The organism is Streptomyces sp. GDS52 (genome assembly GCF_052246875.1).
Taxonomy (GTDB): domain Bacteria; phylum Actinomycetota; class Actinomycetes; order Streptomycetales; family Streptomycetaceae; genus Streptomyces; species Streptomyces cathayae.
The window spans coordinates 3,128,377-3,141,378 of the sequence record NZ_CM125966.1 but is presented as its reverse complement, the minus strand read 5'-3'; the positions used below and the strand labels follow the sequence as shown (position 1 = coordinate 3,141,378).

Annotated in this window: 7 protein-coding genes and 3 rRNA genes; 9 read left to right on the top strand and 1 reads right to left on the bottom strand. The window is 66.1% G+C overall.

What is annotated here, in order from left to right:
* The first annotated feature begins 156 nt into the window (after positions 1–156).
* From ACTWJ9_RS14220 to proC, 3 genes are all read left to right on the top strand, one after another.
* Complete coding sequence (locus ACTWJ9_RS14220; protein WP_279334594.1) at positions 157–960, top strand: ABC transporter ATP-binding protein; 804 nt, start codon at positions 157–159, stop codon at positions 958–960.
* Positions 957–1,742, top strand: a complete 786-nt coding sequence (locus ACTWJ9_RS14215; RefSeq protein WP_387036836.1) for an ABC transporter permease — start codon at positions 957–959, stop codon at positions 1,740–1,742. The genes ACTWJ9_RS14220 and ACTWJ9_RS14215 overlap by 4 nt, the downstream gene beginning before the upstream one ends.
* A gap of 152 nt (positions 1,743–1,894) precedes the next feature.
* Entirely contained in the window at positions 1,895–2,707 is an 813-nt protein-coding gene (proC, locus tag ACTWJ9_RS14210) for a pyrroline-5-carboxylate reductase (protein ID WP_279334592.1), read from the top strand.
* A gap of 52 nt (positions 2,708–2,759) precedes the next feature.
* On the opposite strand, the gene trpS is transcribed toward proC, so the two are convergent.
* Entirely contained in the window at positions 2,760–3,764 is a 1,005-nt protein-coding gene (gene trpS / locus ACTWJ9_RS14205; protein ID WP_279334591.1) for a tryptophan--tRNA ligase, read from the bottom strand.
* Between the two features lie 837 nt (positions 3,765–4,601).
* On the opposite strand from trpS, the gene ACTWJ9_RS14200 reads away from it, so the two are divergent.
* From ACTWJ9_RS14200 to ACTWJ9_RS14175, 6 genes are all read left to right on the top strand, one after another.
* A 16S ribosomal RNA gene (locus ACTWJ9_RS14200) occupies positions 4,602–6,130 on the top strand.
* 305 nt (positions 6,131–6,435) lie between these two features.
* Positions 6,436–9,560 (top strand): 23S ribosomal RNA (locus tag ACTWJ9_RS14195).
* Positions 9,561–9,648: 88 nt separating this feature from the next.
* Positions 9,649–9,765: ribosomal RNA gene (rrf, locus tag ACTWJ9_RS14190) — 5S ribosomal RNA — on the top strand.
* Together the 16S, 23S and 5S rRNA genes form the textbook arrangement of a ribosomal RNA operon.
* Before the next feature lie 61 nt (positions 9,766–9,826).
* Positions 9,827–10,471, top strand: a complete 645-nt coding sequence (locus ACTWJ9_RS14185) for an HAD family hydrolase (protein WP_279334590.1) — start codon at positions 9,827–9,829, stop codon at positions 10,469–10,471.
* A gap of 66 nt (positions 10,472–10,537) precedes the next feature.
* Positions 10,538–11,806 carry an MFS transporter gene (locus ACTWJ9_RS14180; protein ID WP_443295786.1) on the top strand — a complete coding sequence of 423 codons (1,269 nt, stop codon included), beginning with the start codon at positions 10,538–10,540 and terminating at the stop codon, positions 11,804–11,806.
* Entirely contained in the window at positions 11,757–12,929 is a 1,173-nt protein-coding gene (locus ACTWJ9_RS14175) for an acetoin utilization protein AcuC (RefSeq protein ID WP_279334588.1), read from the top strand. The genes ACTWJ9_RS14180 and ACTWJ9_RS14175 overlap by 50 nt, the downstream gene beginning before the upstream one ends.
* Positions 12,930–13,002 lie beyond the last annotated feature (73 nt).

The following is a 13,002-nucleotide window of genomic DNA, read 5'->3' as shown; positions in this document are numbered from 1 at the left end:
CCGCCCTTCCCGGCACCCCCTCGGACGCGTTCGACGACCTCGACATGCCAGATGTCAGGCGCCGACGCGTCCTTTTGGCATGCCCGAGCCCGTGCCGCCCCGCCTTCCGCCCGCCGCCGCTTGACGTGTACCGCCCCCGAGAGGATTATTCATCACATGATGAATTACCGCTCCGGCCCTCCACGCCCGGACGACGGCACCCCCGCCGTCCGCGCCCGGGACCTCACCGTCGTCCGAGGCCCCCGCACCGTCCTGCACAGCCTCGACTTCACCGTCCCGCACGGCCAGGTCACCGGCCTCCTCGGCCCCTCCGGCTGCGGCAAGTCGACCCTGATGCGGGCCGTCGTCGGCACCCAGGCCAAGGTCACCGGCACCCTCGACGTCCTCGGCCACCCCGCCGGCCACCCCACCCTGCGCACCCGCATCGGCTACGTCACCCAGGACCCCTCCGTCTACGACGACCTGACCGTCCGCCAGAACCTCGACTACTTCGCCGCGATCCTCGACCCCGGCCGGGCAGCCGCCGCCCGCCGCCACGAGAACGTCACCCGGGCCATCACCGACGTCGACCTCACCACCCACACCGACGTCCTCGCCGGAAACCTCTCCGGCGGTCAGCGCAGCCGCGTCTCCCTGGCCGTCGCCCTCCTCGGCACCCCCGAACTGCTGGTCCTCGACGAACCCACCGTCGGCCTCGACCCGGTCCTGCGCCGCGACCTGTGGCAGCTCTTCCACACCCTCGCCGCCGAACGCGGAGCGACCCTCCTGATCTCCTCCCACGTCATGGACGAGGCCGAGCGCTGCCACCGCCTCCTGCTCATGCGCGCGGGCGAGATCCTCGCCGACGACACCCCCGACGCCCTCCGTACCCGCACCGGCTCCGAAACCGTCGAGGGCGCCTTCCTGCACCTGGTGGACGCGGCGGTCGCGGCAAGCCGCACGAAGGAGACCTCACGATGAGCACCACCCGTACGACGACACCCCCCTCCGCCCCGCCGAGCGCCCTGAACATCTCCCGCGTCCTCGCCACCGCGGCCCGGGTCCTGCGCCAGCTCCGCCACGACCCGCGCACGATCGCGCTGATGCTGCTCGTCCCCTGCCTGATGCTGCTCCTGCTCCGCTACGTCTTCGACGGCAGCCCACGCGTCTTCGACAACATCGGCGCCTCGCTCCTCGGGATCTTCCCGCTGATCACGATGTTCCTGGTCACCTCCATCGCCACCCTGCGCGAACGCACCTCCGGCACCCTCGAACGCCTCCTCGCCATGCCCCTCGGCAAGGGCGACCTGATCGCCGGCTACGCCCTCGCCTTCGGCGCGATCGCGATCGTCCAGTCGGCCCTGGCCACCGGACTGGCGGTCTGGTTCCTGGGCCTCGACGTCGTCGGCAGCCCGTGGCTGCTCCTCCTGGTGGCCCTGCTCGACGCCCTCCTCGGCACGGCCCTCGGCCTCTTCGTCTCGGCCTTCGCGGCCTCGGAATTCCAGGCGGTCCAGTTCATGCCGGCGGTGATCTTCCCCCAGCTCCTCCTCTGCGGACTCTTCACCGCACGCCAGAACATGCACCCCGTCCTCGAGGGCATCTCCGACGCCCTCCCCATGTCCTACGCCGTGGACGGCATGAACGAGGTCCTCATGCACGCCGACATGACCACCGCCTTCGTACGCGACGTCCTGATCGTCACCGGCTGCGCCCTGCTCGTCCTCGCCCTGGGCGCGGCGACCCTGCGACGCAGGACGGCCTGACCCCATGGGCCGCCCCCACCCGGGCGGCTCACCCGGGACGCCCCTGAACCGGTCGTCCGGTCGTCCGCCCACCGGACACACCCCGCCCCCGGACCACCCGGGTGCGAGGATGAACCAGGACGACGCGCACACCCCGGAAGGCACACCCCGCCATGGCTCAGAAAGTCGCAGTCCTCGGCACCGGCAAGATCGGTGAGGCCCTGCTCAGCGGAATGATCCGCGGCGGCTGGACCCCCGCCGACCTCCTGGTCACCGCCCGCCGACCGGAACGGGCCGACGAACTCCGCGCCCGCCACGGAGTCACCCCGGTCTCCAACCTCGAAGCCGCCAAGACCGCCGACACCCTGATCCTCACGGTCAAACCGCAGGACATGGCAGCCCTCCTCGACGAACTCGTCCCGCACCTCCCCGCCGACCGTCTCGTCATCAGCGGCGCCGCCGGCATCCCCACCTCCTTCTACGAGGAACGCCTCGCCGCCGGCACCCCGGTGGTGCGCGTCATGACCAACACCCCCGCCCTGGTCGACGAGGCCATGTCGGTCATCTCCGCCGGCAGCCACGCCACCCCCGAACACGTCGCCCACGCCGAGGAGATCTTCGGTTCCGTCGGCAAGACCCTCCGCGTCCCGGAATCCCAGCAGGACGCCTGCACCGCCCTCTCCGGCTCCGGCCCGGCGTACTTCTTCTACCTGGTCGAAGCCATGACCGACGCCGGCATCCTGCTCGGCCTGCCCCGCGACAAGGCCCACGACCTGATCGTCCAGTCCGCGATCGGCGCCGCGACGATGCTCCGCGACAGCGGCGAGCACCCGGTGAGACTCCGCGAGAACGTCACCTCCCCCGCCGGCACCACCATCAACGCCATCCGCGAACTCGAGAACCACGGCGTACGAGCCGCCCTCATCGCCGCCCTCGAAGCCGCCCGCGACCGCAGCCGCGAACTCGCCTCCGGCACCAAGGACTGAGGCTCCGGGACGCCGGGTGGCCGCCCCGCCCGGCGGGGCGGCCCCGGGCCGGCTACCCCTCGGCCGCCGGGAGCAGGCCGATCGCCCGATGGGCGGCATCCACGGTCGGCCGGGCCATGCCCCTCGCCCGCTCCGCGCCCTCCCGCAGCACTCCCTCCACGTAGCCGGGATCCGCGCACAGCTCCTTGTGCTTCTCCCGCACCGGCCTCAACACCTCGACCACGGCCTCCGCGGTGTCCTTCTTCAAAGACCCGTACGACTCGTACACATCGGCCAACGCCTCCGGGTTCCCGCCCGAGCACGCCGCGAGGATCTCCAGCAGGTTCGCCACCCCCGGCCGGGCCTCCCTGTCGTACACGACCTCCCGCCCGCTGTCGGTCACCGCCCGCATGACCTTCTTCCGCACCACGTCCGGCTCGTCCAGCAGATAGACGATCCCCGGCCCGACGTCGTCGCTCTTCCCCATCTTCGACATCGGCTCCTGCAGGTTCATCACCCGCGCCGCCACCCGCGGATGCGTGGCCCGCGGCACCACGAAGGTGTGCCCGTACCGCTGGTTGAAGCGCACCGCCAGATCCCGCGTCAGCTCCACATGCTGTGCCTGGTCGTCCCCCACCGGAACCTCATCGGTCCCGTAGGCCAGGATGTCCGCCGCCATCAGCACCGGATACGTCAGCAGCGACAGCCGTACGCTCCCGCCCCGCCGCTGTTCCCGGGCCGCCTTCTCCTTGTACTGGATCATCCGGCGCATCTCGCCGTCCGTGGCCACACACTCCAGCAGGTACGACAGCCGCGCGTGCTCGTCTACGTGGCTCTGCACGAACACCGTGCAGAGCTCCGGATCCAGCCCCGACGCCAGCAGCAACGTCGCCGCCTGCCTGCTCAGCCTGCGCACCCGCGCGGGATCGTGGTCCACGGTCAGCGCATGCAGATCCACCACACAGAACAGCGCGTCCGACCGGTGCTGGTCGGCCGCGGCCCACTGCCGCATGGCCCCCAGGTAGTTCCCCAGTGTCAGGTGCCCGGTCGGCTTGATCCCGCTGAAGACCCGTGTCATCTCTTCTCCCTATCCTCACGGAGGCCGCCGTCCCCGGCCGGCCGCCCCTCGGAGTCCTGGAGGGAGAAACGCAGAACGGCCGCCGAGGCGGCGGCCGTCGAGTGCGTACGTAGCGTCGGCCGCCGTCAGGCGGCCCACCAGAACTGGTTGTACGTACGCGTCGTCATGCGGAACACAGTACGCCGCGGGGGTGGGGCCGGCAGCGGGTTGACACACCCCGGCCGGGTCCGTAAGGTACTCCGAGTTGTCCGACGTGAGCACCGACTCCGGTCGGTCCCCGGACAGCCATTCCGCAAGCATCACCCCTGATCGACGTCAGCAGTCTGTCTGCCGACGCGTCAATGGTGTGCGTATTCGCGGAATGAGGAATCCGCACCCGAAAGGGGGCAGGACCCCGATTAGGTCGGGGGCCGGGAATCCGCTAAAGTCTCACTCGTCGGAACGGCCCAACAGCCGGGAAGACAACCCGTTCTGACCGGGAATCAGGCCCGAAAGGGTCTGATAGAGTCGGAGCCGCCGGAAAGGGAAACGCGAAAAGCGCAGCCCCGGAAGGCGAAACCCCGAGGAAATCGGACCGGAAAGATCTGATAGAGTCGGAAACGCAAGACCGAAGGGAAGCGCCCGGAGGAAAACCCGCCAGGGTGAGTACAAAGGAAGCGTCCGTTCCTTGAGAACTCAACAGCGTGCCAAAAATCAACGCCAGATATGTTGATACCCCGTCTCCGGCCTCCGGCCGGGACGCGGTTCCTTTGAAACACACAGCGAGGACGCTGTGAACCGCCGGATCATTCCTCCGGCGGTTCCGCTCCCGTGGTGTCCCCGGAACGCCGGGAAGCATTCACGGAGAGTTTGATCCTGGCTCAGGACGAACGCTGGCGGCGTGCTTAACACATGCAAGTCGAACGATGAAGCCCCTCGGGGCGGATTAGTGGCGAACGGGTGAGTAACACGTGGGCAATCTGCCCTGCACTTCGGGACAAGCCCTGGAAACGGGGTCTAATACCGGATACCCGTTTCCGCAGGCATCTGCGGAAACGGAAAGCTCCGGCGGTGCAGGATGAGCCCGCGGCCTATCAGCTGGTTGGTGAGGTAACGGCTCACCAAGGCGACGACGGGTAGCCGGCCTGAGAGGGCGACCGGCCACACTGGGACTGAGACACGGCCCAGACTCCTACGGGAGGCAGCAGTGGGGAATATTGCACAATGGGCGCAAGCCTGATGCAGCGACGCCGCGTGAGGGACGACGGCCTTCGGGTTGTAAACCTCTTTCAGCAGGGAAGAAGCGCAAGTGACGGTACCTGCAGAAGAAGCGCCGGCTAACTACGTGCCAGCAGCCGCGGTAATACGTAGGGCGCGAGCGTTGTCCGGAATTATTGGGCGTAAAGAGCTCGTAGGCGGCCTGTCGCGTCAATTGTGAAAGCCCGGGGCTCAACCCCGGGTCTGCAGTCGATACGGGCAGGCTAGAGTTCGGTAGGGGAGATCGGAATTCCTGGTGTAGCGGTGAAATGCGCAGATATCAGGAGGAACACCGGTGGCGAAGGCGGATCTCTGGGCCGACACTGACGCTGAGGAGCGAAAGCGTGGGGAGCGAACAGGATTAGATACCCTGGTAGTCCACGCCGTAAACGGTGGGCACTAGGTGTGGGCGACATTCCACGTCGTCCGCGCCGCAGCTAACGCATTAAGTGCCCCGCCTGGGGAGTACGGCCGCAAGGCTAAAACTCAAAGGAATTGACGGGGGCCCGCACAAGCAGCGGAGCATGTGGCTTAATTCGACGCAACGCGAAGAACCTTACCAAGGCTTGACATACACCGGAAACACCTGGAGACAGGTGCCCCCTTGTGGTCGGTGTACAGGTGGTGCATGGCTGTCGTCAGCTCGTGTCGTGAGATGTTGGGTTAAGTCCCGCAACGAGCGCAACCCTTGTCCCGTGTTGCCAGCACGTCCCTTCGGGGGTGGTGGGGACTCACGGGAGACCGCCGGGGTCAACTCGGAGGAAGGTGGGGACGACGTCAAGTCATCATGCCCCTTATGTCTTGGGCTGCACACGTGCTACAATGGCCGGTACAATGAGCTGCGATACCGCGAGGTGGAGCGAATCTCAAAAAGCCGGTCTCAGTTCGGATTGGGGTCTGCAACTCGACCCCATGAAGTCGGAGTTGCTAGTAATCGCAGATCAGCATCGCTGCGGTGAATACGTTCCCGGGCCTTGTACACACCGCCCGTCACGTCACGAAAGTCGGTAACACCCGAAGCCGGTGGCCCAACCCCTTGCGGGAGGGAGCCGTCGAAGGTGGGACTGGCGATTGGGACGAAGTCGTAACAAGGTAGCCGTACCGGAAGGTGCGGCTGGATCACCTCCTTTCTAAGGAGCACTTCTCACCGGCCTCCGGGCCGGTCAGGGGCCAGTACACCGGCGTACGTCCGGTGCTGGTTGCTCATGGGTGGAACGTTGATTAGTCGGTCCGGATCTCGGGCCGGTGGCTGCCAGTACTGTCCTTCGGGGCGTGGAACGCATGATCACCGGACGGGGACCGGGCCGGGCACGCTGTTGGGTGTCTGAGGGAACGAACCCTCAGTTGCCGGCCCCGGTGTACTCACTGGATCTCCAGTGGGGTGACGGGTGGTTGGTCGTTGTTTGAGAACTGCACAGTGGACGCGAGCATCTGTGGCCAAGTTTTTAAGGGCGCACGGTGGATGCCTTGGCACCAGGAACCGATGAAGGACGTGGGAGGCCACGATAGTCCCCGGGGAGCCGTCAACCAGGCTGTGATCCGGGGGTTTCCGAATGGGGAAACCCGGCAGTCGTCATGGGCTGTCACCCTTGCCTGAACACATAGGGCAAGCGGAGGGAACGCGGGGAAGTGAAACATCTCAGTACCCGCAGGAAGAGAAAACAACCGTGATTCCGGGAGTAGTGGCGAGCGAAACCGGACGAGGCCAAACCTACGACGTGTGAGACCCGGCAGGGGTTGCGTCGTGGGGGTTGTGGGATCTCTCTTCTGTTGTCTGCCGGCAACAGGACGAGTCAGAAACCGCTGAGGTAGACGAAGGACATGCGAAAGGTCCGGCGCAGAGGGTAAGACCCCCGTAGTCGAAACGTCAGCGGCTCGTTGGAGAGACACCCAAGTAGCACGGGGCCCGAGAAATCCCGTGTGAATCCGGCGGGACCACCCGTCAAGCCTAAATATTCCCTGGTGACCGATAGCGGACAGTACCGTGAGGGAATGGTGAAAAGTACCGCGGGAGCGGAGTGAAATAGTACCTGAAACCGTGTGCCTACAAGCCGTGGGAGCGTCGCGTCGAGTGCGTGCACTCGACGTCGTGACTGCGTGCCTTTTGAAGAATGAGCCTGCGAGTTTGCGGTGTGTTGCGAGGTTAACCCGGGTGGGGAAGCCGTAGCGAAAGCGAGTCCGAACAGGGCGCTTCAGTAGCACGCTCAAGACCCGAAGCGGAGTGATCTAGCCATGGGCAGGTTGAAGCGGAGGTAAGACTTCGTGGAGGACCGAACCCACCAGGGTTGAAAACCTGGGGGATGACCTGTGGTTAGGGGTGAAAGGCCAATCAAACTCCGTGATAGCTGGTTCTCCCCGAAATGCATTTAGGTGCAGCGTCGCGTGTTTCTTGCCGGAGGTAGAGCACTGGATAGGCGATGGGCCCTACCGGGTTACTGACCTTAGCCAAACTCCGAATGCCGGTAAGTGAGAGCGCGGCAGTGAGACCGTGGGGGATAAGCTCCATGGTCGAGAGGGAAACAGCCCAGAGCATCGACTAAGGCCCCCAAGCGTACGCTAAGTGGGAAAGGATGTGGAGTCGCACAGACAACCAGGAGGTTGGCTTAGAAGCAGCCATCCTTGAAAGAGTGCGTAATAGCTCACTGGTCTAGTGATTCCGCGCCGACAATGTAGCGGGGCTCAAGCGTACCGCCGAAGTCGTGTCATTGCGATATCAACCCCCAACGGGGATCGTGATGGGTAGGGGAGCGTCGTGTGCCGGGTGAAGCAGCCGCGGAAGCGAGTTGTGGACGGTTCACGAGTGAGAATGCAGGCATGAGTAGCGATACACACGTGAGAAACGTGTGCGCCGATTGACCAAGGGTTCCTGGGTCAAGCTGATCTGCCCAGGGTAAGTCGGGACCTAAGGCGAGGCCGACAGGCGTAGTCGATGGACAACCGGTTGATATTCCGGTACCCGCTGTGAAGCGCAAGACATCGAACCAGGCGATGCTAAGTCCGTGAAGCCGCCCCGATCTCTTCGGAGTTGAGGGGAGTGGTGGAGCCGACGGACCAGACCTGCAGTAGGTGAGTGATGGGGTGACGCAGGAAGGCAGTCCAGCCCGGGCGGTGGTTGTCCCGGGGTAAGGGTGTAGCCCGAGTGGTAGGCAAATCCGCCACTCATCCAGGGTGAGACCCGATGCCGAGCCGATTGTGGCGAAGTGGATGATCCTATGCTGTCGAGAAAAGCCTCTAGCGAGTTTCATGGCGGCCCGTACCCTAAACCGACTCAGGTGGTCAGGTAGAGAATACCGAGGCGTTCGGGTGAACTATGGTTAAGGAACTCGGCAAAATGCCCCCGTAACTTCGGGAGAAGGGGGGCCATCACCGGTGAGCACTCTTGCAGTGTGAGCTGGGGGTGGCCGCAGAGACCAGCGAGAAGCGACTGTTTACTAAAAACACAGGTCCGTGCGAAGCCGTAAGGCGAGGTATACGGACTGACGCCTGCCCGGTGCTGGAACGTTAAGGGGACCGGTCAGCTCCATTTCGGTGGGGCGAAGCTGAGAACTTAAGCGCCAGTAAACGGCGGTGGTAACTATAACCATCCTAAGGTAGCGAAATTCCTTGTCGGGTAAGTTCCGACCTGCACGAATGGCGTAACGACTTCTCGACTGTCTCAACCATAGGCCCGGTGAAATTGCACTACGAGTAAAGATGCTCGTTTCGCGCAGCAGGACGGAAAGACCCCGGGACCTTTACTACAGTTTGATATTGGTGTTCGGTTCGGCTTGTGTAGGATAGCTGGGAGACTGTGAGCCCGCCACGCCAGTGGTGGGGGAGTCGTCGTTGAAATACCAGTCTGGTCGTGCTGGATGTCTAACCTGGGTCCGTGATCCGGATCAGGGACAGTGTCTGATGGGTAGTTTAACTGGGGCGGTTGCCTCCTAAAGAGTAACGGAGGCGCCCAAAGGTTCCCTCAGCCTGGTTGGCAATCAGGTGGTGAGTGTAAGTGCACAAGGGAGCTTGACTGTGAGACCGACGGGTCGAGCAGGGACGAAAGTCGGGACTAGTGATCCGGCGGTGGCTTGTGGAAGCGCCGTCGCTCAACGGATAAAAGGTACCCCGGGGATAACAGGCTGATCTTCCCCAAGAGTCCATATCGACGGGATGGTTTGGCACCTCGATGTCGGCTCGTCGCATCCTGGGGCTGGAGTCGGTCCCAAGGGTTGGGCTGTTCGCCCATTAAAGCGGTACGCGAGCTGGGTTTAGAACGTCGTGAGACAGTTCGGTCCCTATCCGCTGCGCGCGCAGGAGTCTTGAGAAGGGCTGTCCCTAGTACGAGAGGACCGGGACGGACGAACCTCTGGTGTGCCAGTTGTCCTGCCAAGGGCATGGCTGGTTGGCTACGTTCGGGAGGGATAACCGCTGAAAGCATCTAAGCGGGAAGCCTGCTTCGAGATGAGGGCTCCCACCCACTTGATGGGGTAAGGCTCCCAGTAGACGACTGGGTTGATAGGCCGGATATGGAAGCGCCGTAAGGTGTGGAGTTGACCGGTACTAATAGGCCGAGGGCTTGTCCTCAGTTGCTCGCGTCCACTGTGTTGGTTCTGAAACCACGAACGACCCCATGCCGGGCCACGGCGTGGTGCGGTTGAGTGTTTCATAGTGTTTCGGTGGTCATAGCGTAGGGGAAACGCCCGGTTACATTCCGAACCCGGAAGCTAAGCCTTATAGCGCCGATGGTACTGCAGGGGGGACCCTGTGGGAGAGTAGGACGCCGCCGAACAAATTGTGGGAGAGCCCCGCACCGATATGGTGCGGGGCTTTCTGCATTTAGGGTCGAGGGCATGCACTATGACCTGGTCATTTTTGACAACGACGGTGTCCTCGTCGACAGCGAGCCCATTTCCAACCGGCTGTTGGCCGGCTATCTCACCGAGCTCGGGCATCCGACGTCGTACGAGGACTCCCTCCATGACTACATGGGAGCCGCCATGCACCGGGTGCACGACCTGGTGGAGCAGAGGACCGGGCAGCGGTTGCCGACCGACTTCGACGACGTGTTCCACACCCGTGTCTTCGCCGCGTTCGAGCGGGAGTTGAAGCCGGTCACCGGTGCCGTGGAGGTACTGGAGCGGCTGGACGCCGACGGTGTGCCGTACTGCGTGGCCTCGTCCGGGAGCCATGAGCGGATCCGGGTGGGACACCGCACGACCGGGCTGGACCGGTGGTTCGACGACGAGCGGATCTTCAGCTCGCAGGATGTGGGACGGGGCAAGCCGGCGCCGGACCTCTTCCTGTACGCCGCCGAGCGGATGGGTGTCGCACCGGAGAGGTGTGTCGTGGTCGAGGACAGCCCTCTTGGCGTACAGGCCGCGGTCGCGGCCGGGATGGACGTGTACGGGTTCGCCTCGATGACACCGGCCGAGAAGCTCAACGGGGCCACCCGACTCTTCACCGACATGCGGGAGTTGGCGGAACTGCTCCGCTGAGACCGGGCGGAATTCATCTCTGGCCGGATCTACCCACCAGTACACCGGGGCCCTACGCTCGCCGCCATGACTGATGTGCTGCGGCGCGGCAGGGCCTCGTTGGCGTTCGGTTTCCTCGTGCAGGGCGTCGCCTTCGCTCTGCTCGTGACGCGGATTCCGGCCATCCAGAACAGGTACGGGGTCCCCGACGCGTTGCTGCCGGTTTTCCTCGCCGCGGTGCCCGTCCTGGCCGGTATCGGGAGTGTGACGACGGAGCGGCTGGTGCGGCGGGTGCCGGCGAGCCGGGTGCTGCGGTGGTCGCAGCCGGTCGTGCTGCTGGCGCTGCTCGGGGTCGGGGCCGGGGAGCGACTGGCCGGGCTGGCCGTGTCGCTGGCCGTGTTCGGGCTGGCGGTGGGGGCGTTGGACGCCTCGATGAACATGCTGGGGGTGAGTCTGCAGCGGGCGTACGGGCGCAGCATCATGCTGAGTTTCCATGCCGCCTACAGTCTGGGCGGGATCGCCGGGGCGTCGCTCGCATGGGTGGGGGCGCACGGGCAGTGGGCGCTGTGGGTGTCGTATCTGCCGGTGGTGCTGGTGCTGATGCCGGCGGTGTTGGCCGGGAGCCGGTGGTACGTCGACGGTGAGGGCGGCGGGCCCGACGGGGGAGGCGGGCCCGACACGCCCGTGACGGAGGCGGTGGGGAAGGCCGGGGGCGCGGGCGGGGCTGTCACCTTCAAGCTGCTGTTGCCGCTGTGTGTGGTGATGACGGCGGCGTACATCGGGGACTCGACGGTCTCGAACTGGAGCGCGAAGTACCTGCAGGACGTGCTGGGGAGTTCGGAGCAGCTGGCGACCGTTCCGTACAACGTCTACATGGTCACCACGCTGTTGGGGCGGACGCTCGGCGACTTCGGGGTGCGGCGGTTCGGGGCCGTGGTGGTGGTGCGGGTGGGGGCGCTGGTGGCGGCGGCGGGGTTCGCCGTGGTGGCCGGGGCGCCCGGGGCGTGGGCGGGGATGCTGGGGTTCACACTGCTGGGGCTGGGGCTCTGTGTGCTGGTGCCGCAGACCTTCGCGGCGGCGGGGCGGCGTGCTTTCGTGCTGGGCGGCCCGGAGGCTTCGGACGCGGCCGTGGCACGCCTCAACGTCTTCAATTACGTGGGGTTCCTGATCGGTTCCCCGTTGGTCGGGGCGCTCGGGGATGCCTGGAGTTATCGCGGGGCGATGCTGGTGCCGATGGTGTTGGTGCTGGTGACATTGGTGTACGCCAGGTCGTTCGCGCCCGAATCCGACCGGTACGGTGGCGGGCATGAGCGGCCGCACACAGCTGATGTGGGACGAGGCAGTAACGGGCTATGACTTCGGCCGGGACCATCCGATGGACCCGGTGCGGCTCGCGCTGACCCGGAGCCTGGTGGGCGCGTTCGGGCTGGACCGCGAGGTGGCGGTGGTCGCCGCGAAGACGGCCGGGGACTCGACGCTGCGGCTGGTGCACCGCGAGGACTACATCCGCGCGGTGCGGGCGGCCTCGGCGGATCCGGCGGCGGCGGACCCGTCGTACGGGCTGGGGACGACGGACGATCCCGCCTTCACCGGGATGCACGAGGTGTCGGCGCTGATCGCGGGGCAGTCGGTGGGCGCGGCGGAGGCGGTGTGGCGCGGGGACGCGCTGCACGCGGTGAACTTCGCCGGCGGACTGCACCACGCGATGCCGGGGGCTGCCTCGGGTTTCTGCGTGTACAACGACGCCGCGCTGGCCATCGCCCGGCTGCTGGAGCTGGGGGCCGAGCGGGTCGCGTACGTGGACGTGGACGTGCATCACGGGGACGGCGTGCAGGCGGCGTTCTGGGAGGACCCGCGGGTGCTGACGGTGTCGTTGCACGAGCATCCCCGGACGTTGTTCCCGCAGACCGGATGGCCGGAGGAGACGGGGGCGGAGAGCGCGGAGGGCAGCGCGGTCAATGTGGCCCTGCCGGCCGGGACCGGGGACGCGGGATGGTTGCGGGCGTTCCACGCCGTGGTGCCGGAGCTGCTCGCGGACTTCCGGCCGCAGGTGCTGGTGACCCAGCACGGCGCCGACACGCACTTCGAGGATCCGCTGGCGCATCTGGCGGTGTCGTTGGACGCGCAGCGCGCGGTGCAGGCGGCGTGCCACGAGCTGGCGCACGAGCACTCCGACGGGCGCTGGGTGGCTCTGGGCGGCGGCGGGTACGCGGTGGTGGAGGTCGTGCCGCGGTCCTGGACCCATCTGGTGGCGATCGCGGCCGAGCGGCCGGTGGACCCGGCGACGGTGATCCCCGAGAGCTGGCGGCAGGAGGTGTACGCCCGGACCCGGCAACTGGGTCCGGTGCGGATGACCGACGGCCGGTGGCCGGTGTCCTGGGCGTCCTGGGAGGCAGGCTACGACCCGGCGGACCGGCTGGACCAGGCGGTGCTGGCGACCCGCCGAGCGGTGTTCCCGCTGCGGGGGCTGCTGGCGTGAACGGGCCGGAGCCGGGCTCCGCGGCCTGTCCTCCGCAGCGGGTCAGGCTCGGGGCTCTTACTCCAACCGTGCG

Coding starts and splice junctions, on each gene's coding strand:
- ACTWJ9_RS14220 (WP_279334594.1), top strand. CDS start 157: ATGATGAATTACCGCTCCGGCCCTCCACGCCCGGACGACGGCACCCCC.
- ACTWJ9_RS14215 (WP_387036836.1), top strand. CDS start 957: ATGAGCACCACCCGTACGACGACACCCCCCTCCGCCCCGCCGAGCGCC.
- proC (WP_279334592.1), top strand. CDS start 1,895: ATGGCTCAGAAAGTCGCAGTCCTCGGCACCGGCAAGATCGGTGAGGCC.
- trpS (WP_279334591.1), bottom strand. CDS start 3,764: ATGACACGGGTCTTCAGCGGGATCAAGCCGACCGGGCACCTGACACTG.
- ACTWJ9_RS14185 (WP_279334590.1), top strand. CDS start 9,827: ATGCACTATGACCTGGTCATTTTTGACAACGACGGTGTCCTCGTCGAC.
- ACTWJ9_RS14180 (WP_443295786.1), top strand. CDS start 10,538: ATGACTGATGTGCTGCGGCGCGGCAGGGCCTCGTTGGCGTTCGGTTTC.
- ACTWJ9_RS14175 (WP_279334588.1), top strand. CDS start 11,757: ATGAGCGGCCGCACACAGCTGATGTGGGACGAGGCAGTAACGGGCTAT.